Source organism: Pseudomonas sp. B10(2017) (assembly GCF_002113295.1).
GTDB lineage: Bacteria > Pseudomonadota > Gammaproteobacteria > Pseudomonadales > Pseudomonadaceae > Aquipseudomonas > Aquipseudomonas pudica.
The window spans coordinates 23,004-45,790 of sequence record NZ_NEJU01000025.1 but is presented as its reverse complement, the minus strand read 5'-3'; the positions used below and the strand labels follow the sequence as shown (position 1 = coordinate 45,790).

Annotated in this window: 25 protein-coding genes; 13 read left to right on the top strand and 12 right to left on the bottom strand. The window is 63.4% G+C overall.

The features are described 5' to 3' along the window. Positions 1-43 precede the first annotated feature (43 nt). Both erdR and CAF92_RS23505 read left to right on the top strand, forming a co-directional pair. Positions 44-694 (top strand): response regulator transcription factor ErdR, encoded by a 651-nt coding sequence (gene erdR / locus CAF92_RS23510; protein WP_025338000.1) that lies wholly within the window; start codon positions 44-46, stop codon positions 692-694. A 73-nt stretch (positions 695-767) separates the two neighbouring features. Further along, a complete protein-coding gene (locus CAF92_RS23505) occupies positions 768-1,133 on the top strand; it encodes a diacylglycerol kinase (protein ID WP_085602072.1) in 366 nt (121 codons plus the stop codon). On the opposite strand, the gene finR is transcribed toward CAF92_RS23505, so the two are convergent. Then, positions 1,130-2,056 (bottom strand): LysR family transcriptional regulator FinR, encoded by a 927-nt coding sequence (finR, locus tag CAF92_RS23500; RefSeq protein ID WP_046616645.1) that lies wholly within the window; start codon positions 2,054-2,056, stop codon positions 1,130-1,132. The two genes, CAF92_RS23505 and finR, sit on opposite strands and share 4 nt — an antisense overlap. A gap of 121 nt (positions 2,057-2,177) precedes the next feature. On the opposite strand from finR, the gene fpr reads away from it, so the two are divergent. Continuing rightward, a complete protein-coding gene (gene fpr / locus CAF92_RS23495; RefSeq protein WP_046616646.1) occupies positions 2,178-2,957 on the top strand; it encodes a ferredoxin-NADP reductase in 780 nt (259 codons plus the stop codon). A gap of 187 nt (positions 2,958-3,144) precedes the next feature. Here the strand turns inward: fpr and CAF92_RS23490 are convergent, their stop codons facing one another. Both CAF92_RS23490 and CAF92_RS23485 read right to left on the bottom strand, forming a co-directional pair. Then, complete coding sequence (locus CAF92_RS23490) at positions 3,145-3,639, bottom strand: SprT family zinc-dependent metalloprotease (RefSeq protein WP_085602071.1); 495 nt, start codon at positions 3,637-3,639, stop codon at positions 3,145-3,147. Between the two features lie 132 nt (positions 3,640-3,771). Beyond that, entirely contained in the window at positions 3,772-4,371 is a 600-nt protein-coding gene (locus CAF92_RS23485; RefSeq protein ID WP_003252385.1) for a Yip1 family protein, read from the bottom strand. 262 nt (positions 4,372-4,633) lie between these two features. On the opposite strand from CAF92_RS23485, the gene ttcA reads away from it, so the two are divergent. Beyond that, a complete protein-coding gene (gene ttcA / locus CAF92_RS23480; RefSeq protein WP_012270926.1) occupies positions 4,634-5,458 on the top strand; it encodes a tRNA 2-thiocytidine(32) synthetase TtcA in 825 nt (274 codons plus the stop codon). Between the two features lie 4 nt (positions 5,459-5,462). Further along, positions 5,463-6,134: a DNA-3-methyladenine glycosylase I gene (locus CAF92_RS23475; protein ID WP_085602070.1), complete on the top strand. Its 672-nt coding sequence runs from the start codon at positions 5,463-5,465 to the stop codon at positions 6,132-6,134. 32 nt (positions 6,135-6,166) lie between these two features. On the opposite strand, the gene CAF92_RS23470 is transcribed toward CAF92_RS23475, so the two are convergent. The 3 genes from CAF92_RS23470 to arsC are packed head-to-tail and all read right to left on the bottom strand — an operon-like array spanning position 6,167 to position 7,528. Then, a complete protein-coding gene (locus CAF92_RS23470) occupies positions 6,167-6,580 on the bottom strand; it encodes a DUF2069 domain-containing protein (protein WP_046616648.1) in 414 nt (137 codons plus the stop codon). Further along, positions 6,573-7,178, bottom strand: coding sequence for an NAD(P)H:quinone oxidoreductase (wrbA, locus tag CAF92_RS23465; protein ID WP_085602069.1), 606 nt, complete (start codon positions 7,176-7,178; stop codon positions 6,573-6,575). The genes CAF92_RS23470 and wrbA overlap by 8 nt, the downstream gene beginning before the upstream one ends. Next, complete coding sequence (gene arsC / locus CAF92_RS23460; protein ID WP_061551299.1) at positions 7,175-7,528, bottom strand: arsenate reductase (glutaredoxin); 354 nt, start codon at positions 7,526-7,528, stop codon at positions 7,175-7,177. The genes wrbA and arsC overlap by 4 nt, the downstream gene beginning before the upstream one ends. Positions 7,529-7,613: 85 nt before the next feature. On the opposite strand from arsC, the gene CAF92_RS23455 reads away from it, so the two are divergent. Next, on the top strand, positions 7,614-8,078 hold the full coding sequence (locus tag CAF92_RS23455; RefSeq protein WP_085602068.1) for a TlpA disulfide reductase family protein: 465 nt from the start codon (positions 7,614-7,616) through the stop codon (positions 8,076-8,078). A gap of 126 nt (positions 8,079-8,204) precedes the next feature. Here CAF92_RS23455 and CAF92_RS23450 read toward each other — a convergent pair whose 3' ends face one another. The 4 genes from CAF92_RS23450 to CAF92_RS23435 all read right to left on the bottom strand — a co-directional run bounded on the left by CAF92_RS23450 (position 8,205) and on the right by CAF92_RS23435 (position 13,017). Then, on the bottom strand, positions 8,205-8,609 hold the full coding sequence (locus tag CAF92_RS23450; RefSeq protein ID WP_085602067.1) for an META domain-containing protein: 405 nt from the start codon (positions 8,607-8,609) through the stop codon (positions 8,205-8,207). Continuing rightward, positions 8,606-9,043 carry a hypothetical protein gene (locus CAF92_RS23445; protein ID WP_085602066.1) on the bottom strand — a complete coding sequence of 146 codons (438 nt, stop codon included), beginning with the start codon at positions 9,041-9,043 and terminating at the stop codon, positions 8,606-8,608. The genes CAF92_RS23450 and CAF92_RS23445 overlap by 4 nt, the downstream gene beginning before the upstream one ends. A 31-nt stretch (positions 9,044-9,074) precedes the next feature. Then, positions 9,075-10,064 carry a 2-hydroxyacid dehydrogenase gene (locus CAF92_RS23440; RefSeq protein WP_046616652.1) on the bottom strand — a complete coding sequence of 330 codons (990 nt, stop codon included), beginning with the start codon at positions 10,062-10,064 and terminating at the stop codon, positions 9,075-9,077. 196 nt (positions 10,065-10,260) lie between these two features. Further along, entirely contained in the window at positions 10,261-13,017 is a 2,757-nt protein-coding gene (locus CAF92_RS23435) for a response regulator (RefSeq protein WP_085602065.1), read from the bottom strand. 193 nt (positions 13,018-13,210) lie between these two features. Between CAF92_RS23435 and CAF92_RS23430 the strand changes: the two genes are divergently transcribed. From CAF92_RS23430 to CAF92_RS23400, 7 genes are all read left to right on the top strand, one after another. Continuing rightward, positions 13,211-13,930, top strand: a complete 720-nt coding sequence (locus CAF92_RS23430; RefSeq protein WP_085602064.1) for a response regulator transcription factor — start codon at positions 13,211-13,213, stop codon at positions 13,928-13,930. Between the two features lie 3 nt (positions 13,931-13,933). Next, entirely contained in the window at positions 13,934-15,325 is a 1,392-nt protein-coding gene (locus CAF92_RS23425; RefSeq protein WP_085602063.1) for a sensor histidine kinase, read from the top strand. 158 nt (positions 15,326-15,483) lie between these two features. Next, positions 15,484-16,383, top strand: coding sequence for a cysteine synthase CysM (gene cysM / locus CAF92_RS23420; protein WP_023662461.1), 900 nt, complete (start codon positions 15,484-15,486; stop codon positions 16,381-16,383). Next, positions 16,384-17,742, top strand: a complete 1,359-nt coding sequence (gene rlmD, locus CAF92_RS23415) for a 23S rRNA (uracil(1939)-C(5))-methyltransferase RlmD (RefSeq protein ID WP_046616656.1) — start codon at positions 16,384-16,386, stop codon at positions 17,740-17,742. Positions 17,743-17,838: 96 nt separating this feature from the next. Next, complete coding sequence (gene relA / locus CAF92_RS23410; RefSeq protein ID WP_015269231.1) at positions 17,839-20,079, top strand: GTP diphosphokinase; 2,241 nt, start codon at positions 17,839-17,841, stop codon at positions 20,077-20,079. Positions 20,080-20,224: 145 nt separating this feature from the next. Then, positions 20,225-21,058, top strand: a complete 834-nt coding sequence (gene mazG, locus CAF92_RS23405; RefSeq protein WP_025338013.1) for a nucleoside triphosphate pyrophosphohydrolase — start codon at positions 20,225-20,227, stop codon at positions 21,056-21,058. A 26-nt stretch (positions 21,059-21,084) separates the two neighbouring features. Then, complete coding sequence (locus tag CAF92_RS23400; protein ID WP_085602062.1) at positions 21,085-21,624, top strand: DUF2058 domain-containing protein; 540 nt, start codon at positions 21,085-21,087, stop codon at positions 21,622-21,624. Positions 21,625-21,669: 45 nt separating this feature from the next. On the opposite strand, the gene CAF92_RS23395 is transcribed toward CAF92_RS23400, so the two are convergent. Both CAF92_RS23395 and CAF92_RS23390 read right to left on the bottom strand, forming a co-directional pair. After that, the gene (locus CAF92_RS23395; RefSeq protein WP_046616658.1) at positions 21,670-21,852 is read right to left on the bottom strand and encodes a hypothetical protein; all 183 of its coding nucleotides are present in this window, start codon (positions 21,850-21,852) and stop codon (positions 21,670-21,672) included. A 224-nt stretch (positions 21,853-22,076) separates the two neighbouring features. Then, the gene (locus tag CAF92_RS23390) at positions 22,077-22,787 is read right to left on the bottom strand and encodes a DUF3108 domain-containing protein (RefSeq protein WP_046616659.1); all 711 of its coding nucleotides are present in this window, start codon (positions 22,785-22,787) and stop codon (positions 22,077-22,079) included.

Below are 22,787 nucleotides of genomic sequence, written 5' to 3'. Positions count from 1 at the left end.
ACCCTTACCCGAGTGCCCGACACAGAACAGGATCCCCAGATCGATGGCCACTTACGAAATCCTGATTGCCGATGACCACCCGCTGTTCCGTGGCGCCTTGCGCCAGGCCGTTACCCTCGGCCTGGGCCCGGATGTACGCCTGGTTGAAGTCGCCAGCATTGCCGAACTGGAAACCCGTCTGAGCGAAAAAGCCGACTGGGACCTGGTGTTGCTGGACTTGAACATGCCGGGTGCCTACGGTTTTTCCGGGCTGGTGCTGCTGCGCGGGCAATACCCGCAGATCCCCGTGGTGATGGTATCGGCGCAGGAAGAGGCCGCAGTGGTGGTCAAGTCCCGCGAGTTTGGCGCCAGTGGCTTCATTCCCAAGTCCAGCACCCTGGAAGTGATCCAGGATGCGGTGCGCAAGGTGCTCGACGGCGAGGTCTGGTGGCCGCCGCAGGCGTTCGAAAAGGTCGATGTCTCGGCCGAGGCCAAGGCCGCCAGCGAAGGCCTTGCCAGCCTCACGCCGCAGCAGTTCCGCGTGCTGACCATGGTCTGCGAAGGCTTGCTGAACAAGCAGATCGCCTATGAGCTGAACGTGTCGGAAGCGACCATCAAGGCCCACGTGACCGCGATCTTCCGCAAGCTGGGTGTGCGTACCCGCACCCAGGCGGCGTTGCTGCTGCAACAACTTGAATCGGTTGCCAGCAGCTGAGTGCGCGTGGCTTCACGCTTTTTTGACCCGAGCCGGTCTAGTCTGCCGGCCTTTCCGTTGTGAAGTGACTCACATGACATCGCCATTCAAGGGCCAGACCGGCCTCAAACGTATCCTCAACGCCGCCGGCTATTCGCTGGACGGCCTGCGCACCGCCTTCAAGGGCGAGGCCGCGTTTCGCCAGCTGGTACTGCTCAACGTGCTGCTGGTCCCTGTCGCCTTCTGGTTGCCGGTCAGCCGTGCGGAGCGGGCGATCATGATCGCCGTGTGTCTGTTGGGCTTAATCGTCGAATTGTTCAACTCGGCGGTGGAAGCTGCCATCGACCGCATTTCGCTGGAGCGCCACCCGCTGTCGAAAAACGCCAAGGACATGGGCAGCGCCGCGCAATTGGTGGCACTGACCATGGTGGCGCTGGTGTGGGGTGTGATCCTGCTTTAGGCGATCGGTGGCAACACGATCTCGTCACTGCGGGTGAAGCCCGCGGTGAAGTTGCGGCACAGTTCGAGAAATTCGCGCATGGCCGAGGTCTGGTACTTCTGTTTGTGCCAGATGAAGTAGAACTGGCGCATCAGGTCCAGCTCAGGGGTTTCCACCGCTACCAGGCTGCCGCGGCGGAAGGCGTCACGCAGGGCCAGGCGCGAGATGCAGCCGATGCCCAGGCCTGATTCCACCGCGCGCTTGATCGCTTCGGTGTGTTCCAGTTCCAGGCGGATATTGAGGTTGGTGCGGTGGTGGCGCATGGCCTGGTCGAAGGTCAGGCGCGTGCCCGAGCCCTGTTCACGCAAGATCCACGCTTCCTGGGACAAGGTCTGTACATCGGCGCGGCCCATCTTGGCCAGCGGGTGCTGCGGCGCGCAGAACACCACCAGCTCGTCCTCGACCCAGGGCTGCACTTCCAGGTCCGGGTGGTTGCAATCGCCTTCGATCAGACCCAGATCAATTTCGTAATGCGCCACCTGTTGCACGATATGCGCAGTGTTCTGCACATGCAGCTTCACCTGGCTTTCCGGGTGCACCTGCATGAAGCTGCCGATCAGCAAGGTGGCCAGGTAGTTGCCGATGGTCAACGTGGCGCCGACTGCGAGCGAGCCGAAACCGGACTTGCCGTTGAGCAGGTCTTCTATTTCCTTGGCCTGGTCGAGCAGGGCCACGGCCTGCGGCAACAGTTGCTGGCCCAGGGCGTTGAGGCTCAGGCGCTTGCCGGCGCGGTCGAACAGCTGGCAGCTGGACTGGCGCTCAAGCTCGGTGATCGAGGTGCTGGCGGCCGACTGCGACAAGGCCAGCACACTGGCGGCGCGCGAAACGCTCTGGTGCTGGGCCACGGCAACGAAGACTTGCAGCTGACGAAGTGTAAATCGCATATCGATATAACCGATAACACATATCTTGATAATCCAGTTAACAGATATTGTCGCTGCCCCTAAACTATCGCGCAACTGCGCGTCTTGCGCGCGCCGCGTCTTTCTTCAGGAGCCCCATTAAATGAGCAACATGAACCACGAACGTGTCCTCAGTGTGCACCACTGGAACGACACTCTGTTCAGCTTCAAGTGCACTCGCGACCCGGGCCTGCGCTTCGAGAACGGTCAGTTCGTGATGATCGGCCTGCAACAAGAAAGCGGCCGTCCGCTCATGCGCGCCTATTCCATCGCTTCGCCGAACTGGGAAGAGCACCTGGAGTTCTTCAGCATCAAGGTGCCGGACGGTCCGCTGACCTCCCAGCTGCAGCACCTGAAGGAAGGCGACGAGATCATCATCAGCAAGAAGCCTACCGGTACCTTGGTACTCGACGACCTGAACCCGGGCAAGCACCTGTACCTGCTGAGCACCGGCACTGGCCTGGCACCGTTCATGAGTGTCATCCAGGACCCTGAAACCTACGAGCGCTTCGAGAAGGTGATCCTGGTTCATGGCGTGCGCTACGTGAACGAAGTGGCCTACCGAGAGTTCATCACCGAGCACCTGCCGCAGAACGAATTCTTCGGTGAAGCGGTTCGCGACAAGCTGATCTACTACCCGACCGTGACCCGTGAACCGTTCGAGAACCAGGGCCGTCTGACCGACCTCATGCGCAGCGGCAAGCTGTTCAGCGACATCGGCCTGCCACCGATCAACCCGCAGGACGACCGCGCAATGATCTGCGGCAGCCCGAGCATGCTCGACGAGACCAGCGAAGTGCTGGACAGCTTCGGCCTGAAGATCTCCCCGCGCATGCGCGAGCCGGGTGATTACCTGATCGAGCGTGCCTTCGTCGAGAAGTAAGGCACAGGCTGAGGCAAAGAAGGCGACCCTTGGGTCGCCTTTCTTGTGCCTGTGAATCATGTATCGCCAGCACCGGCCTCTTCGCGGGTAAACCCGCTCCCACAGGGATATCTCAAGCCCTGAGGTCAGTGGTACCCCTGTGGGAGCGGGTTTACCCGCGAAGAGGCCGGAACAGGCAAGGCACAATCTACTCGACGCGCGTCTCGCCGCTATACACCAATATTTCCCGACACCGCTTGCACAGGTAGCGCCGCCCCTGGCGAACCAGCTTGTGCCGCTGCGCGGTAAACGGGAAGTCGCTCTGCGGGCACGGGCAGCGGTAGATGTAGCGAGTGGCCACGCGCCGCTGCACTTCGTAGTTGTGGCAACGGTTGGGCGGCAGTTCATACACCCCGCGCATGATCAGCTGCCACTCCTCGCCATGGGCTTGGATACGGTCGCCGAACAGCTGGTGTGCCACCAGGTGCGCCACTTCATGGGCCACGGTCTGGCGCAGGAAGTCTTCCTGGTTTTCGCGGTAAAGCTGCAGGTTGAAGCGCAGCAGGTTCTCGTGCAGGTGAGCGACACCGGCTTTTTGCCCGCGCAGCTTGAAGCTGACTTCCGGGCGCGGGAAGGGGCGTTTGAAGAAGGTTTCAGCTTGCTGGTAACAGGTTTCGACGCGTTGTCTGAGCAGCTCGGGCATGGCGGGGTGGTTCTCCTGACCGGGCATTATGCCGCAACCCCGGGCAGCCTGCCGAGCCACCGGTCAGCGCACAGCCAGAGGCCGCCTTGCGGCGGCCCCAGGTTTGATGCCCCAGTGTTGGTCGAGTCTGTTCTAGTTGGTGTAGACGGGCCCCACGCCCAGTCCCCAGATGATCACAGTGGCGGCCATGATCGCCACCAGTACCACAAGGCCTACCGCCAGCACCGAGCTGGAGAACAGGAAGCCTTCGTCGGATGGTATGTTCATGAACGTCGGCAAACCGACGTACAACAGGTACACCGTGTAGCAGATGGCGGCGGTGCCGATCAGCATGCCCAGCCAAAGGTGCGGGTACAGCGCCGCCAGGCCGCCGATGAACAGCGGTGTGGCGGTATAGGTTGCAAAGGCGATGCACTGTGCCATGGACGGGTTGGCATCGTAGGTGCGGGCCATCCAATGGATGAACGCCCCCATTACCGCCACCCCGGCAAGCATCGCCAGGTACGACATGATGCTCATCCAGATGGCGCTTTCCATGGTCAGCATCACCGCTGGCCGGTCGCCGATCACCCAGCCGACCTGGGTGGTACCGATGAACGCCGAAACGGCGGGGATCGCAGCCAGGATCAGGGTGTGCGTCAGGTACATGTGGCTGATGGTTTCTTCTTCGCCACGAATTTCCCGCCATTCCTGGTCGGGATGGGTAAACAGCCCCACAACGTGATGAATCATGCCGATCACTCCTCTCAATGTTGCCAAACGCCCCCCAGATGGAGCGCAAGCGGCCCGAGGCCCGAACACCTAAGCAAGCGGTAATGTGGCCTTATGTCGCAGTATAGGAAGCCGTTACCCGCATAAACCGCGCTTTTTAGAGCAAATTGCGCTGTAACGCGCGCTGTTGATTACAATGAAGTCTTTATCGGAATGCCTACAGCACCGCCGCGTTTGTGCGTAAAATAGCCCGCTTTTGTCACACCTCGCGGATCCAAGCGCTATGGGCACCCTCTCGGTCAACCAGAACAAACTGCAAAAACGCCTGCGTCGTCTCGCCGGCGAAGCCATCACCGACTACAACATGATCGAGGATGGCGACAAGGTCATGGTCTGCCTGTCCGGCGGCAAGGACAGCTACACCATGCTCGACGTTCTGTTGCACCTGCAGAAGGTGGCACCGATCAAGTTCGAGATCGTGGCGGTGAACATGGACCAGAAGCAGCCGGGGTTCCCCGAGCACGTGCTGCCGGCCTACCTCAAGGAACTGGGCGTCGAGTATCACATCGTCGAGAAGGACACCTACTCGGTGGTCAAGGAGCTGGTCCCCGAGGGCAAGACCACCTGCTCGCTGTGTTCGCGCCTGCGCCGTGGCACCCTCTACACCTTCGCCGACGAGATCGGCGCGACCAAGATGGCGCTGGGACACCACCGCGACGATATCGTCGAAACCTTCTTCCTCAACATGTTCTTCAACGGCGCGCTCAAGGGCATGCCGCCGAAGCTGCGTGCCGACGATGGCCGCAACGTGGTGATCCGTCCGCTGGCCTACTGCAGCGAGAAGGATATCCAGGCCTATTCGGACATGAAGGAATTCCCGATCATCCCGTGCAACCTGTGCGGTTCGCAGGAAAACCTGCAGCGCCAGGTGGTCAAGGACATGCTGGTGGAATGGGAGCGCAAGCACCCGGGCCGTACCGAGAGCATCTTCCGCGCCCTGCAGAACGTAGCACCGTCGCAGCTGGCCGACCGCAACCTGTTCGACTTCACCAGCCTGAAGATCGACGAAAACGCCACCCCGCGTTTTCTTGACGTGCTGAACATCTGAGCCCATGCGCGATTACCAGTGGTTGCACGAGTACTGCCTGAACCGCTTCGGCTCGGGCCAGGCCCTGGAGGCCTTCCTGCCGCAGCCGCGCACACCGGCGCAGCTGCGTGATATCAGCGACGACCGCTACCTGTCGACCTTGGCCCTGCGCGTATTCCGCGCCGGGCTCAAGCACAGCCTGGTGGATGCCAAGTGGCCGGCGTTCGAGCAGGTGTTCTTCGGCTTCGACCCGGAGAAGGTGGTATTGATGGGCGCCGAGCACCTCGAGCGGCTGATGCACGACGAGCGCATCATCCGCCACCTGGGCAAGCTCAAGAGCGTGCCGCGCAATGCGCAGATGGTTCTTGACGTGGCCAAGGAGAAGGGCAGTTTCGGCGCCTTCATCGCCGACTGGCCGGTGACCGACATCGTCGGTTTGTGGAAGTACCTGGCCAAGCACGGCAACCAGCTGGGCGGGTTGTCGGCACCGCGCTTCTTGCGCATGGTCGGCAAGGATACGTTCATTCCTACCGATGACATGGCTGCGGCGTTGATTGCGCAGAAGGTGATCGACAAACCGCCGACCAGCCAGCGGGACCTGGCCTTGGTGCAGCAGGCGTTCAACCAGTGGCATGCCGAGAGTGGGCGGCCGCTGTGCCAGTTGTCGGTGATGCTGGCGCATACCGTCAACCATTGAAATTGCTGGGGCCGCTAAGCGGCCCCGGGATATCAACTGCCTTCGCCCGCCATGCGCCGCTCATGCTGGAACTTCCAGCGCACATACAGCAGCCCGGTAATGAACAGCCCCAGGCTCACCAGCACTTCTACCCAGCCAAATACCGCCCGTGCCGGGTCGAACGCCGCCAGCACGCCCTTGATGAAATAGATATTCACCACGAAGCAGGTCCAGGCATGTGCCCGGGCGCTGCCTGTCAGCATGCCCGGCAGCAACAGCAGCAACGGCACCAGTTCGATCGCCAGGATCACCTCGACCCGCGCCCCGTGCAGGTTGGCGAACCACAGGTTGTTCACCACCAGCAGAGCGATCAGGCCGAAGAAGAACGCCAGGCTCAAGGCCCGCGTCAGGCGCAGACGCGGTGCCAGCCATTCCAGCGCCGGCAATACCTTGGGCTTCTTAGCCACGTGCGGCCTCCAGTGCCTTGGCAGTGGTCGCCAGGCGTTGGCCAAGTGCGCGGCACAGGGCTATCTCGTGCTGGTCGAGCTCGCGCTTGCCATCGGCGCCAGCATGATGGCTGGCGCCATACGGGGTGCCGCCGCCACGGGTCTCGAGCAATGCCGATTCGCTGTACGGCAAGCCCATTACCAGCATGCCGTGGTGCATCAGCGGCAGCATCATCGACAGCAGGGTGGTTTCCTGCCCGCCGTGCAGGCTGGCGGTAGAGGTGAAAACACCCGCCGGCTTGCCGACCAGTTCACCGCCCAACCACAGGCTGCTGGTGCCATCCAGGAAGTACTTGAGCGGCGCCGCCATGTTGCCGAAGCGGGTCGGACTACCCAATACCAGGCCGGCGCAGTGGCGCAAGTCGTCCAAGGTGGCGTACAGCGCGCCACTGGCCGGGATGTCCGGGGCCACTGCTTCGCACTCGGTGGAAATCGCCGGCACCGTGCGCAGGCGGGCCTCCATGCCGGCCAGTTCGATGCCGCGGGCGATGTGCCGGGCCATCTCGCTGGTCGAACCATAGCGGCTGTAATACAGCACCAGGATGTAGGGCTGGCTCACGGTAGAATCTCCAGTACTTTCTCGGGCGGTCGTCCGACCACGGCCTTGTCACCGGCGACCAGGATCGGCCGCTCGATCAGCTTGGGGTGCCGGGCCATGGCCTCGATCAGTTGTGCGTCGGTCAGCGCCGGGTCGGCCAGGTTCAGCTCCTTGTACTCGTCCTCGCCGGTACGCAGCAGCTGGCGCGGGGCGATGCCCAGCTTGCCGAGCAGGGCCTTCAGGGTAGCAGCGTCGGGCGGTGTCTCGAGGTAGCGCACGATGGTCGGCGCCAGGCCGCGAGCTTCGAGCAGTTCCAGGGCACCGCGGGATTTCGAGCAGCGCGGGTTATGATAGAGCGTAAGGTCGGTCATGTCGGGTCGCATCCAGCAGGTTGTGGCGGCTATTCTAACCGCAGCGACTGACCAATTTGCTTTAAAACTCGAGAAGGATTGACCCATGGCAAGGCGTCTGGCAGCAGTACTGGCCATCACCGCGAGCCTGTTGCTCGGTGGTTGCGGTGCCGATTATGGCGTGGACCAACACGGTAATACGGTTAAGGCCGAACAGATTGATGGGCACTGGCTGGTGCTCAACTACTGGGCCGAATGGTGCGGGCCGTGCCGTACCGAAATCCCTGAACTGAACGCGGCAGCCAAGCAATGGGCGGCCGATGGTATCAAGGTGGTGGGGGTGAACTTCGATGGCTTGCAGGGGCAGGAACTGAAGCAGGCTGCCGAAACCCTGGGCATTGCTTTCACCGTATTGGCACAGGACCCGGCCGAGCGCTATGACCTGCCACGCAGCGAGGCATTGCCGGTGACCTACATCATCGATGACAAGGGCAAGGTGCGGGAACAGTTGATGGGCGAGCAGACCCGGGAAGGGCTGCAGGCCAAGATCAAGGCCCTGAAGGGCGCCTGAAGTCAGCCTGTACCGGCCCTATCGCCGGCAAGCCAGCTCCCACAGGTACTGCACAGGGTTCATATGCTGTGCAGTACCTGTGGGAGCTGGCTTGCCGGCGATAGGGCCGGTACAGGCAATAGCGATTCAGCCTTCCTCAGGCCAGAAGCGCAGCGGCTTGCCTTCGGCCGGCCAGAAACGCATCTGCTCGATAGGCGACACATCCCAGCGCTGAACTGTTTCCAGCGCCTGCAGGAAGCGCTTTTCCTGCTCCATCAACGCCGGTGCGCAGAGCTTGCGGGTTTTGCCGACCTTGCCGAAGCTCAGATGCTCGCCGTCCAGTGTGTACGGCGCAAACCAATGGTTGCAGCCGCCGTTGCCATAGGCACGGCCATCGCTGGCCAGGGTCAGGGTGAGGTGGCTGTAATCGATCAGCGGCCGCTCGCCAATCCACTCCAGCACGTAGCTGCGCTCCTGCTGAAGCTTCGAAGGTTCAGCGGCGCAGCCGAGCAGGGCGGTGGCAACAAGCACGCCGGTCAGCAGGTTCTTCACTCGGCGCTCTCCTGGCAACGCGGACACAGGTGTTTTTCGCCACGGCTGGCCCAGCCCAGCTCGGTAACACGCGCGTTGGCGGCAGTCTGGCGGGCTTTCTTGCCCAGCTTGGCGTCCACCGCGAACTCGAAGTCCAGCACGGCGTCGCAGCTGTCGCACGCAACCTGCCAGGTGAGGATTTCCAGCTCGTGGAACACCGGGCCGCTGGCCACGGCAACCCACTGGCCGCGCGGGTTGATCAAGTGACGCACGCTCTCCACTGTCAGGCGCATGGACAAGTCCTTGCTGCCTTTGAGGGTAACCAGCAGGGTGTCGCCTTTGTGCATCGAGCCGCCGTTGCCGGTGACCTGGTAGCGGCCAGGCACCAGTGCGCGGCACTCGATCAGGGTGTGTTGCGGGTTGAAAAGGGTGTAGCGGAAATCGTGCTCGACCATGGGTCCTCCAGAAATGCCGCGTATCCTAGCACTAACCCGTCACCAGATTCTGTGGATCGCCTGCCGCCCAGCGATTGATGTTGTCCAGCGTGGTGGCGGCGATGGCATCCAGCGCCTCGCGGGTAAGGAACGCCTGGTGGGCGGTGATGATCACGTTTGGGAAGGTCAGCAGGCGGGCCAGTACGTCGTCCTGCAGCGGCAGGTCGGAGCGGTCTTCGAAGAACAGCTGGGCTTCTTCTTCGTAGACGTCCAGGCCCAGGTAGCCGAGCTGGCCGCTCTTCAGCGCGTCGATCAGCGCCGGGGTGTCGACCAGCGCGCCGCGGCCGGTGTTGATCAGCATGGCGCCGGGCTGCAATTGGGCCAGGCTTTGTGCATTGATCAGGTGCCGGGTGTGTTCGGTCAGCGGGCAGTGCAGGCTGATGATGCGGGCTTCGCGCAGCAACTCGGGCAATGGCAGGTAGCGCGCGCCCAAGGCCAGCAGCTCGGGGTTGGGGTAAGGGTCATAGGCCAGCAACTGGCAGCCGAAACCGGCCATGATACGGGCAAAGGCGGTGCCGATCTGGCCGGTACCGACCACGCCGACGGTCTTGCCGTGCAGGTCGAAGCCGGTCAGCCCGTGCAGGGTGAAGTCACCCTCGCGAGTGCGGTTGTAGGCCCGGTGCAGGCGCCGGTTCAGGGCCAGGATCAGCGCCACGGCATGTTCGGCCACGGCGTGCGGCGAGTAGGCCGGCACTCGCACTACGGTCAGGCCCAGGCGCTGGGCGGCGGCCAGGTCGACGTGGTTGTAGCCGGCCGAACGCAGGGCGACCAGGCGTGTGCCGCCCGCGGCCAGGCGTTGCAGCACCTGGGCGTCGAGTTCGTCGTTGATGAAGGCGCAGACCACCTCGTAGCCATCGGCCAGGGCAGCGGTTTCGAGGGTCAGGCGGGCGGGCTGGAAGTGCAGGTCCAGGGTGGTGCCGCTGGCGGCCCGGGTGAAGCTTTCCTGGTCGTAGTGCTGGCTGCTGAACAACAGGGCGCGCATGGTGGGGCTTCCTATGCAGTGGTCTGGGGATTGTAGCCAGCGATGTTTGCCCGATATTGATCCATGCCGGCCAGGTAATTTCTTTGTAGGAGCAGCCTTGTGCTGCGAAGAGGTCGGTGGAGGCGGCCGTTAATGTATCGCCTGTACTGGCCTCTTCGCAGCACAAGGCTGCTCCTACAAAGAATGTACTCGGGCTTCAAGCGCTCAATCTGGCCTGCGCCGCCAAGCGGTTGATTGCCGCATCCAGTTCGTCCAGTGCCTGCTGAGCCAGCGGGTTTTCCTGCTTGAGCAAGGTTTCGCTGCGCTGACACGCGGCCCGCAACTGCGGTACTCCGCAATAACGCGAGGCGCCATTCAGGCGGTGCACCTGTTCGATAAGGCCGTTGCGGTCGTTGGCCTCGCGGGCAGCGCGTATGGCTTCGCGGTCGGCTTCCAGCGATGTCAGCAGCATGCTCAGCATATCCGCCGCCAGGTCCGCCTTGCCGGCGGCCAGGCGCAGGCCTTCCTCGGGGTCCAGCACCTTCAGGTCATCACCATTGGCCAGTTGCTCGGCCAGGCGTTCCTGCTGCGGCGCGCCCAGGCTCAGGCCGGTCCATTTCATCACCACCTGGGCCAACTGCCGTTCACTGATCGGCTTGGTCAGGTAGTCGTCCATGCCACCGTGCAGCAACGCGCGCTTCTCGTTGGCCATGGCGTGGGCGGTGAGGGCGACGATCGGCAGCGGGTTGCCGCTTTGGGTGTTTTCCCACAGGCGGATCTGCTCGGTGCAGGCGCGGCCGTCCATGCCGGGCATCTGCACATCCATAAGCACCAGATCGAACGGCTCGTCCTGCACCGCCTGCACAGCCGCATAGCCATTGTCGACGGCCAGCACCTCGGCGCCCAGGTCTTCGAGCAGGGTCTGGACCAGCAGCAGGTTGGCGGGGTTGTCGTCGACGCAGAGGATCTTCGGCTGGCGCTGGCCGTTGACGCTGTTCACCTCGCCCTGCGGACGGCGCGGTTGCACCAGCTCCAGCAACAGGCGGCGCAGTTTGCGCGTGCAGGTCGGCTTGGACAGCAACTGGCCATGGCCGTTGGGCAGGTAAGGGTGGTACAGCGCTTGCTCGGTGGTCGGGCACAGCACCACGCACTGGCAATGGTAGCGCTCGAGCTGCTGGTGGTAATGGCCCAGCTGCTCGGGCGACAGGTTGCCAAGGTTGGCCCCGAGCACGGCGAACTCGAACGGCAGGCCGGCCTGGTTGGCGGCCTGCACGCCCTGCAGCAGCTGGTCGTAGGAGGCGAACAGGCTGACGCTGAGGCCGCAGTCTTCCAGCTGGTGTTCCAACGCCTGGCGCGCCAGTTCGTGGCCATCGACGATGGCTGCGCGGCGGCCCAGCAGCGGTTGCAGCGGTAGTTCCTCGACACCGTCGTCGGCCTTGGGCAGGTTGAGGCTGATCCAGAACTGCGAACCCTCGCCCGGGGTGCTGTCGACGCCGATTTCGCCGCCCATCTGCTCGATCAGGCGCTTGGAAATCACCAGCCCCAGGCCTGTGCCTCCGGGCTGTCGGGCCAGCGAGTTGTCGGCCTGGCTGAAGGCCTGGAACAGTGTCCGCACATCCTGCGGCGACAGACCGATGCCGGTGTCCTGTACGCTGATGCGCAGCTGCGCACTGTCTTCGTGCTCGTCTTCGAGCATGGCGCGCACGACGATGGTGCCTTCGCGGGTGAACTTGATGGCGTTGCTGACCAGGTTGGTAAGGATCTGCTTGAGGCGCAACGGGTCGCCGATCAGCGACGATGGAGTATCGCGGTAGATCAGGCTGAGCAGCTCCAGCTGCTTGGCGTGGGCAGCCGGGGCGAGGATGGTCAGGGTGTCCTGGATCAGATCGCGCAGGTTGAACGGGATGCTGTCGAGCACCAGCTTGCCGGCCTCGATCTTGGAGAAGTCGAGGATCTCGTTGATGATCCCCAGCAGGTTGTCGGCGGACTTCTCGATGGTGCTCAGGTAGTCCAGCTGGCGCGGTGTCAGCTCGCTTTTCTGCAGCAGGTGGGTGAAACCGAGGATGCCGTTGAGCGGGGTGCGGATTTCGTGGCTCATGTTGGCCAGGAATTCCGACTTGATGCGGCTGGCCTCCAGGGCTTCCTTGCGCGCCATGTCCAGCTCGATGTTCTGGATCTCGATGGTTTCCAGGTTCTGGCGCACGTCCTCGGTGGCCTGGTCGATGCTGTGCTGCAGCTCTTCGTGGGCATTGTGCAGGGTTTCGGCCATGCGGTTGATGCCGCGCGCCAGTTCGTCCAGCTCATGGCTGCCCATGGCGGGCAGGCGTTCCTCGAGGTGGCCGTCCTTTAGCTGGTTGACTGCGTGCTTGATGCGCTTGATCGGGTCGTTGATGGTGCGGCTCATGCGCAGTGCCAGCAGGCCGCTGAGCACCAGGCAGGCGAGGATCAGCAGCAGGCTGGTGAACAGGTTGCGATAGCCGCGCAGCAGGGTGCCGTCGTGGGACAGCTCGATTTCGACCCAGCCCAGCAGGCGTTCGGCTTCGGCCGGCACGGCATCGGTGGCCAGGTCGCGATGGTGGCCGAACACCGGCATCAGGTAGCGGGTGGCGTCATTGCCGCTGCGTTGCAGCAGCTGGGTGCCGGTACCGCCGCTGGGCGGCTGGTTGAGCATGCTCGGGCCGGCGTGGGCCAGGCGCGTGCGGTCCGGGGCCAGGAAGGCGACTGCGCGCACATCGGCCTGCTCCAGGGTTTGTGCGGCAATGCGCTCAAGTTGCGCCGGTGCCAGCTTGGCCATGGCGGGCGCGGCCAGCGGCGCCAGTTGCTCGGCGATCATCTTGCCGCGTTGCAGCAGCTGGGTGCGCAGGTCGTTCTGTTGCAGCCAGGTAAAGTAACTACCCAGCACCAGGGCCATCAGGCCGGCCGGCAGCAGGGCCAGCAGCAGGACCCGGCTGCGAATTCCCAAGCGATCGAGCACACTCGCCTCCTGTGATGTGCCTGGACGCCGTCAAGCGATGACGGCCAAGCCGGGAAGTTACTCCGCCTGCCGCGCTATTGCACCTCTTTAGTACGTGTTTTGCGCCCTTGCAGGGGCATTGGTCGCAGGGCGGTTGCCTGGCAGGCGCTGGATACTCAATAATTGCGCAATTGAGAATACATGGCAGTTGCCAATGAATCCTGTAGCTATTCACAACTCCAATATTCTTGCCATCGAGGATGACCCGGTCCTGGGTGCCTACCTGCACGAAGAGCTGCAGCGCGGCGGTTTCCAGGTGACCTGGTGCCGCAATGGCCTGGAGGGCCTGGAAACGGCGGGGCGCCAGGCTTTCGACGTGGTGCTCATGGACATCCTGCTGCCAGGGCTCAACGGTCTGGATGCCCTCGCGCAGTTGCGCAAGCGCAGCGCCACGCCGGTGATCCTGATGTCGGCGCTGGGCGCCGAGGCCGACCGCATCAGCGGTTTCCAGCGCGGCGCCGACGACTACCTGCCCAAGCCGTTCAGCATGGCCGAGCTGCAGGTACGCATCGAGGCCATCCTGCGCCGCGTGGCGCTCGAGCGGCGCCATCAAACCCCGCAGGTGCGTGCCGGCAGCGGCGAATTGCAATACGACGAGGCACTGTACGATGTGCGCCTGGATGGTCGCCTGGCCGGCCTGACTCCCAGTGAATACCGCCTGCTCGACATCCTCAATCGCAACCTCGACGAAGTGCTGAGCAAGCCGTTCCTCTACCAGCAAGTGCTGCAGCGAGGCTATTCGCGGCACGACCGCAGCCTGGACATGCACGTCAGCCAGATCCGCCGCAAGCTCAAGGGCATCGGCTATCACGAACGGCAGATCCGTACCGTGTGGGGCAAGGGCTACGTGCTCAGCGCCAGCGAGGCGGAGTGACCCATGCTCGACCGCCATTCGCTGTTCTGGAAGCTGGCGTTCCTGTTGGTGGGCTTCTGCCTGCTGATGATCGGCCTCAGCTACACCTGGGGCCGCCACATGGAAACTCAGAACGCCTTCCTCTCGGAACCCGCGCGGCAGGCCTTGCGTGGCTATGCTGCCGAGGCCGAGCAGGCCTGGCGCAGTGGTGGGCGGGCAGGGCTGGACCGTTGGGTGGCAGTGATGCACCAGCGCGAACGCGGCTGGGTTGGCGTGCTCGACCTCAACCTGCGGCCGCTGGACAGCGCCAGCCTCGACCCGCAGATCATGCAGCGGCTGACCCGCCTGCGCGGTGTCGACTGGCCGATGAGTCGGCGCAGCGTCGAGCAGCCGTGGCTGCGCATACCGTTTCCGGGGGCTCCGGAGCAGGGCATGCTGGTGATCGAACTGCCGCAGCGCTTCAACCCCGGCCAGTACCGCATGCTGTGGCGCATCGTCACCAACGGCATCATCCCCGGCCTGTTCACCCTGCTTTTGTGCGTGGGCCTTTACCGCATGCTGATCGTGCCGTTGAATCAGTTGCGCGAGCAGGCAAATGCCTGGCGCGCCGACCAGTTGTCGGCTCGCCTCGACCCACGCACCATCGCCCGGCATGACGAGCTGGGCGAGCTGGCCCGAGCTTTCGACCAGATGGCCGAGCGGCTGCAGGGCACGGTATCCATGCAGCAGCAGTTGTTGCGTGACCTGTCCCACGAAATGCGTACGCCACTCAGCCGGCTGCGGGTGGCCTGTGATGGCGAAGCCGACCTGCAGCGCTTGCGTGAACGCCTGACACGGGAGGTGGACTGCATGCAGCAACTGGTGGAGGACACCCTGCAACTGGCCTGGCAGGACGCCGAGCGTGCGCCGATGAACCTGGAGCCGATCGAGGTGCAGGCGTTGTGGGAGCTGCTGGCCGAGAATGCCAGCTATGAAAGCGGCTGGTCGCTCGCGCGGCTGCGCTGCGAAGTGCCGGCCAACTGCTGGGTGCTGGGCAATCTGAACCACCTGGCCCAGGCGCTGGAGAACCTGTTACGCAATGCCATTCGACATTCGCCGGCCGATGGTGTGGTGCGCCTCGGTGGGCAGCGTGACGGCGGGTACTGGCGGTTGTGGCTGGAAGACGAAGGCGGTGGCGTGGCTGAAGAAGACCTGGAGCGGATCTTCGCACCGTTCTCGCGGCTGGACGGTTCGCGGCCCGGGGACGGCGGGTTCGGGCTGGGGCTGAGCATCGCCCGCAGTGCCATCCAGCGCCAGGGGGGCACCTTGTGGGCGCAGAATGGCAAACGCGGGCTGCGGTTGTGGATGCGCTTGCCATTACATGTGCCGGCCCCTTCGCGGGTGAACCCGCTCCCACAAGTTCATCACTACTCTTGAGGACAGTGAAGTCGTTGTGGGAACAGGTTCACCCGCGAAAGGGCCGTACAGGCTATTGATATAGCTTGTAGCTATATCCACCACAGATTGCGTGATATGGCCGGGAAGGGTTTGCCGGTATGATAGGCACCCCTGCCGTCCGGATTGTGAAATACGCCATGACCTTGCAGTACCCAACCATCGCCGATTGCGTCGGCAATACGCCCCTGGTTCGCCTGCAGCGTATCGCTGGCGAAACCAGCAATACCCTTCTGCTCAAGCTCGAAGGTAACAATCCCGCCGGCTCGGTGAAGGACCGCCCGGCACTGTCGATGATCACCCGCGCCGAACTGCGCGGCCAGATCAAGCCCGGCGACACCCTGATCGAAGCCACCTCCGGCAACACCGGCATCGCCCTGGCGATGGCTGCGGCGATCAAGGGCTACAAGATGATCCTGATCATGCCCGACAACTCCACCGCCGAGCGCAAGGCCGCCATGACCGCCTACGGTGCCGAGCTGATCCTGGTGACCAAGGAAGAGGGCATGGAAGGTGCCCGTGACCTGGCCGAGAAGCTGCAGGCCGAAGGCCGCGGCCTGGTGCTGGACCAGTTTGCCAACGGCGACAACCCCATCGCCCATTACAACAGTACCGGCCCCGAGATCTGGCAGCAGACCCAGGGCACCATCACCCATTTCGTCAGCTCCATGGGTACCACCGGTACCATCATGGGCTGCTCGCAGTACCTCAAGGAACAGAACCCGGCGGTGCAGATCATCGGCCTGCAACCCATGGAAGGCTCGGCCATTCCGGGCATCCGCCGCTGGCCGGAGGAATACCTGCCGAAAATCTTCGACGCCAGCCGTGTCGACCGCGTGGTCGACATGTCGCAGCAGGAAGCCGAGGAAACCACCCGCCGCCTTGCCCGTGAAGAGGGCATTTTCTGCGGCGTGTCTTCCGGTGGTGCAGTCGCGGCCATGCTGCGCCTGTCCCGTGAGGTGGAAAATGCCACGATGGTCGCGATCATCTGCGACCGCGGCGACCGTTACCTGTCCACCGGCCTGTTCGACCCGAGCTAAATGTCCAAGAAGAAAAGCAACAGCGGCCTGCGCTTCCAGCCGGCCGGCGGCAACCGCAGCCCCCAGGTCCCGGTCGGCAAGAAGCAGCGCCTGGAAATCGAGCGCCTGGCCGGTGACGGGCGGGGCATTGCCTTCCACGAAGGGCGCACCTGGTTCGTCAGTGGCGCCCTGGCCGGCGAGGCCGTGGAAGCGCGGGTGCTCAATGCCCGTGGCAAAGTGGTCGAGGCTCGCCTGGAGCGCCTGCTGCAGGCCAGCCCCGAGCGCCGTCAGGCACCGTGCCGGTATTACGAGCGCTGCGGTGGCTGCAACCTGCAGCACCTGCCCCACGAAGCGCAGCTGGCGCTCAAGCAGCGCACCCTGGCCGAGCAACTGCAGCGGGTGGCCGGCGTGCAGCCCGAGGAATGGGCTGCACCGCTGAGCGGGCCGGAGTTCGGCTACCGGCGCCGTGCCCGCGTGGCCGTGCGCTGGGACGCCAAGGCGCGTCAGCTGGAGGTCGGCTTCCGTGCCGAAGCCAGCCAGGACATCATTGCCATCGACGATTGCGCGGTGCTGGTACAGCCCTTGCAATCGATTCTGCGCCACTTGCCGACCGTGCTGCGCTCGCTGAGCAAGCCGCAGGCGCTGGGCCATGTGGAGCTGTTCAGCGGCACTGCCGAAGCGCTGCTGGTGCGCCATGTTGCGCCGTTGCCGGCTGAAGACCAGGCCAGGCTCCAGGCGTTCTGCCAGCAAGCCAATGCCCAGCTGTGGCTGCAGGGCGAAGGTGAGCCGGCGCCAGTGGACCCGGCCGCTCAACTGGGCTTTGCCCTGGCGCCCTGGCAGCTGGAACTGGCCTGGCGCCCAGGTGACTTCGTGCAGGTAAATGCCCAGGTCAACACGGCGATGATCGAGCAGGCCCTGGCCTGGCTCGCACCTCAGGCCGATGAGCGCGTGCTGGACCTGTTCTGCGGCCTGGGCAACTTCGCCCTGCCCCTGGCCCGGCAGGCGCGTGAGGTGGTTGCAGTCGAAGGTGTGCAGGCCATGGTCGATCGGGCCGCAGCCAATGCCCGGAACAACAATGTGCATAACGCACGGTTTTTTCAGGCCGATTTATCGCAGCCTTTGGCGGGCGCCGGATGGGCCGCCGAGGGCTTTTCTGCGGTACTCTTGGATCCACCGCGCGACGGTGCTTTCGAGGTGGTGCAAGGCATCGCCCGCCTCAAGGCCAGAAGACTGGTCTATGTATCGTGCAACCCGGCCACGCTGGCGCGAGACGCCCAGGTGCTGGTCGGCCAGGGGTACCGGTTAAAAAGGGCCGGGATTCTCGACATGTTTCCTCAGACGGCGCATGTCGAGGCCATGGCGTTATTCGAAGCGGGCTAGCTGACTGGCCCCTTGGTGCGGCTTTCACGGAAGGGTGGCCGCACGGTGATCGCCAGCGCACCCGCGTGGTGCGCTGTATGGAAAGGTAAAACAAAGATGGTACAGGTGAGAGTGCACCAGCCGGTCAATACCGACGGCAGTATCAATCTCGAAGCATGGTTGGACCATGTGGTAAGCGTCGATTCGGCACTGGATCGCGCAGCGCTGAAAGAGGCCTGCGAGTTTGCCCATGAAGTCGAGAAAAAGGGCAACCCGGCCAAGCATTCCTGGGCGGACGGTACGTCCAGCTTCCAGGCGGGCCTGGAAATCGCCGAAATCCTCGCCGACCTCAAGCTCGACCAGGATTCCCTGGTGGCGGCGGTCATCTACCGCTCGGTGCGCGAGGGCAAGGTGACCCTGGCCGAGGTCAGCCAGCGCTTCGGCCCGGTGGTGTCCAAGCTGATCGACGGTGTGCTGCGCATGGCTGCGATCAGCGCCAGCCTCAGCCCGCGCCAATCGCTGGTGCTGGGTTCGCAGGCGCAGGTCGAGAACCTGCGCAAGATGCTCGTGGCCATGGTCGACGACGTGCGCGTGGCGCTGATCAAGTTGGCCGAGCGCACCTGCGCGATCCGAGCGGTCAAGGCCGCCGACGACGAGAAACGCCTGCGCGTCGCGCGCGAAGTGTTCGACATCTATGCGCCACTGGCCCACCGCCTGGGTATCGGCCACATCAAGTGGGAGCTGGAAGACCTGTCCTTCCGCTACCTTGAGCCCGACCAGTACAAACAGATTGCCAAGCTGCTGCACGAGCGCCGGCTGGACCGCGAGCGCTTCATCAGCGAGGTGATGAACCAGCTGCAGAACGAGCTGCTGGCCACTGGCGTCAAGGCCGACATCAGCGGCCGGGCGAAACATATCTATTCGATCTGGCGCAAGATGCAGCGCAAAGGCCTGGAATTCAGCCAGATCTACGATGTGCGCGCGGTACGCGTGCTGGTGCCGGAAATCCGCGACTGCTACACCGCGCTGGGCATCGTGCACACCCTGTGGCGGCATATCCCCAAGGAGTTCGACGACTACATCGCCAACCCCAAGGAGAACGGCTATCGCTCGCTGCACACCGCGGTGATCGGCCCCGAGGGCAAGGTGCTGGAAGTGCAGATCCGTACCCACGGCATGCACGAGGAAGCCGAGCTGGGTGTTTGCGCCCACTGGCGCTACAAGGGCACCGACGTCAAGTCCAGTTCCAACCATTACGAAGAGAAGATTTCCTGGCTGCGCCAGGTGCTGGAGTGGCACGAAGAGCTGGGCGACATCGGTGGCCTGGCCGAGCAGTTGCGGGTCGACATCGAGCCGGACCGGGTCTACGTGTTCACCCCGGACGGTCATGCCATCGACCTGCCCAAGGGTGCCACGCCGCTGGACTTCGCCTACCGCGTGCACACCGAAATCGGCCACAACTGCCGCGGCGCCAAGATCAACGGGCGCATCGTGCCCCTCAACTACAGCCTGCAGACCGGCGAGCAGGTCGAAATCATCACCAGCAAGCACGGCAACCCCAGCCGTGACTGGTTGAACTCCAACCTGGGCTATGTCACCACCTCGCGGGCGCGGGCCAAGATCGTGCACTGGTTCAAGCTGCAGGCACGCGACCAGAACGTCGCTGCCGGCAAGACCTTGCTCGAGCGCGAGCTCAGTCGCCTGGGCCTGCCGCAGGTGGATTTCGAGCGCTTGGCCGAGAAGACCAACGTCAAGACCGCGGAAGACATGTTCGCCTCGCTCGGTGCCGGCGACCTGCGCCTGGCGCACCTGGTCAACGCCGCCCAGCAGCTGCTTGAGCCCGAGCGCATCGAGCAGATCGAACTGGTACCACGCAAGCCTACCGGGCCGCGTACCGGCAAGCGTGGTGACATCCAGATCCAGGGTGTCGGCAACCTGCTGACGCAGATGGCCGGCTGCTGCCAGCCGCTGCCGGGTGACGCCATCGTCGGCTACATCACCCAGGGCCGCGGCGTGAGCATCCACCGCCAGGACTGCGCCTCGGTGCTGCAGTTGGCGGGCAAGGAGCCGGAGCGCATGATCCAGGTCAGCTGGGGGCCGATCCCGGTGCAGACCTACCCGGTCGACATCGTCATCCGTGCCTACGACCGCCCGGGTTTGCTGCGAGATGTATCGCAGGTGCTGCTGAACGAGAAGATCAACGTGCTGGCGGTGAACACCCGCTCCAACAAGGAAGACAATACCGCGCTGATGTCGCTGACCATCGAGATTCCAGGCCTGGATGCGCTGGGGCGCCTGCTGGGGCGGATCTCGCAGTTGCCGAACATCATCGAGACGCGGCGTAATCGTACCCCTTGATAAACTGGATTGGGGCCGCTGTGCGGCCCATCGCTGGCACGCCAGCTCCTACAGGTACCCCGCAGGTCTCAAGTCCTGTGCAATACCTGTGGGAGCTGGCTTGCCGGCGATCGGGGGCAAAGCCCCCGCCAAGGAATAGCTGACCATGACCTACACCCTCGAAGACCTGCTGCACCTCATGGCCCGGCTGCGTGACCCGCAGTACGGCTGCCCGTGGGACCTGAAGCAGAACTACGCGAGCATCGTCCCTCACACCATCGAAGAGGCCTACGAGGTTGCCGACACCATCGAGCGTGGTGACTTCGAGCACCTGCAAGGCGAGCTGGGTGACCTGCTGTTTCAGGTGGTCTACTACAGCCAGCTGGCACGTGAGGAAGGGCGTTTCGAGTTCGACGGCGTGGTCGACAGCATCACCCGCAAGCTCATTCGCCGTCACCCGCATGTATTCCCCACCGGCGAGCTGTATGCGCCGGTGGACACTCCCAGCCTGAGCGAGGCCCAGGTCAAGTCGCGCTGGGAAGAGATCAAGGCCGAAGAACGCGCGGAAAAGAGCCAGCCCGAACAGCTCTCGTTGCTCGACGACGTGCCGGCGGCATTGCCGGCATTGTCGCGGGCAGCCAAACTGCAAAAGCGCGCAGCCACGGTCGGTTTCGACTGGCCTGCGGCTTTGCCGGTGCTGGACAAGGTTCGCGAAGAGCTGGACGAAGTGCTGCAGGCCATGGCCGACGGCGATGCTGATGCGCTCGAGGATGAAATCGGCGACCTGCTGTTTGCCGCCGTGAACCTGGCCCGCCACCTCAAGCATGACCCGGAACACGCCCTGCGCCGTGCCAACCGCAAGTTCGAGCGGCGTTTCCGCTTCATCGAACAGGCATTGCGCGACAGTGGCCGACCCATCGAAGATTGTAACCTTGACGAACTGGATGCCCTTTGGGGTGAAGCCAAACGTCAGGAAAAGAACCTGCCCAGCTGCGGCTGAGCTGTTGCATAAGTGAGTGAACATTCATGAGCCTTTCCCTTCGCGACCAACTGCTCAAAGCCGGTCTGGTCAACCAGAAACAGGTTTCCCAGGCCAACAAGGCCGAGAAGAAACAGAAACGCCTGGAGCACAAAGGCCAGGTCGAGGTGGACGACAGCCAGAAGCGCATGGCCAAGGAAGCCATGGCCGAGAAAGCCAAGCGTGACCAGGAACTGAACCGCCAGCAGCAGGAAAAAGCCGAGCAGAAGGCCCGCGCCGCGCAGATCAAGCAGTTGATCGAAGCGACTCGCCTGCCGAAGTTGAACACCGAGGACTACTACAACTTCGTCGACGACAAGAAGGTCAAGCGCATTGCCGTCAATGCCCTGATGCGGACCAAGCTGAGCAATGGCGCGCTGGCCGTGGTGTCGTTTGGCGGCGGTTACGAGGTGATCCCTCGTGAGGCGGCGGTAAAGATCCAGGAGCGCGATCCCAGCCGTATCCTGTTGCTGAATACCCATGTCGAGGAAGCGGACGAGGACGACCCGTATGCGGCCTACAAGATCCCTGATGATCTGATGTGGTAAGCACGAAAAACCCCGCCTTGGCGGGGTTTTTCATTTGAAGGTGGGTCATTGCGAGGCGCGCTGGTTTTCCAGGTTTTCCAGCTCTGTACGGTACTGGTGCGCTTCATGTTCATTGTGGAACATCCCCACCAGCTGGCCCTGTTGGTGCACATCCCAGATCCGCACACCAGCGGCCAGGCCTTCGTGGGACATTTTCGATTCGTCGCGTTCGGTTACTTGGACTGTCATCGTCAAACTCCACTGCTTCAGTTGGCTGCGACACTGTGTCGCACAACCTCTTTATAGAGTTTGTTAGCAGGCTAAGTAAATAAAACGGGCATGAAACAAGTTTCATGAAGCTGGAAGGTGTATTGCCTCGGCTGGCCCTATCGCCGGTACAGACAGGACAGAAACGTCAGGCAGAAAAAAGCCCCGCACAAGGCGGGGCTTCGGGTAATGCTGGCAGCGCTGGCTCAGTTGCCCTTCACCGGCTTGCCATCGACCGTGCCATCCTGCAACACGATCACGTATTCCTTGCCATCGGTCTCGACCTGGCGCAGTTGCACCAGCAGGTAGTCCCAGTTCTTGGCGAACCACAGCTCGGTGATGCGCTTGCTCTGGCTTGGGTCGCGCACGCGCTCGACCTTCACCGCATCGACCTGGCCGGTCTTGGTAGTGACCTTTTCGGTGCCCAGCACGCGGAAGTCGTAGGTGTCGATCTCGTCACCGTCGACCACCTGATAAGTCATGCTCTTCTTGCCGGCGGCCACGTCATGCTGCAGGGCCAGCTGGTAGGACGACTTGTCCAGCACGCCGCGGTTCAGCGGCAGGCTGATGGCATCGCCACGGTCGCTGCCGGTGACCTTCTTGTTGTTCCAGTCGAAGCTCAGGTCGACTTTCTTGGCCTTGCCCAGGCCGCCACGCTCGAAGTGGTATTTCTGCGGCAGCAGGGTGTCGTTGTCCAGACGCAGGGTGCTTTGCTCGGTCAGGCTGGCGATCATCATGGAAGCCTTGAAGTTAAGGTCCCAGGTACCGTTGGCATTCTTGACCAGGCTGCGCTCGGCGGTGCCGCTCATGGGCAGTTGCTTCCAGTCTGCGGTATAGCTGGCCGAGAAAGGCTTCAGATCAGCTGCCTGGAGGGGCAGGGCGAGCACGGCGAGAGCCAAGAGCAGGGCGCGACGCAT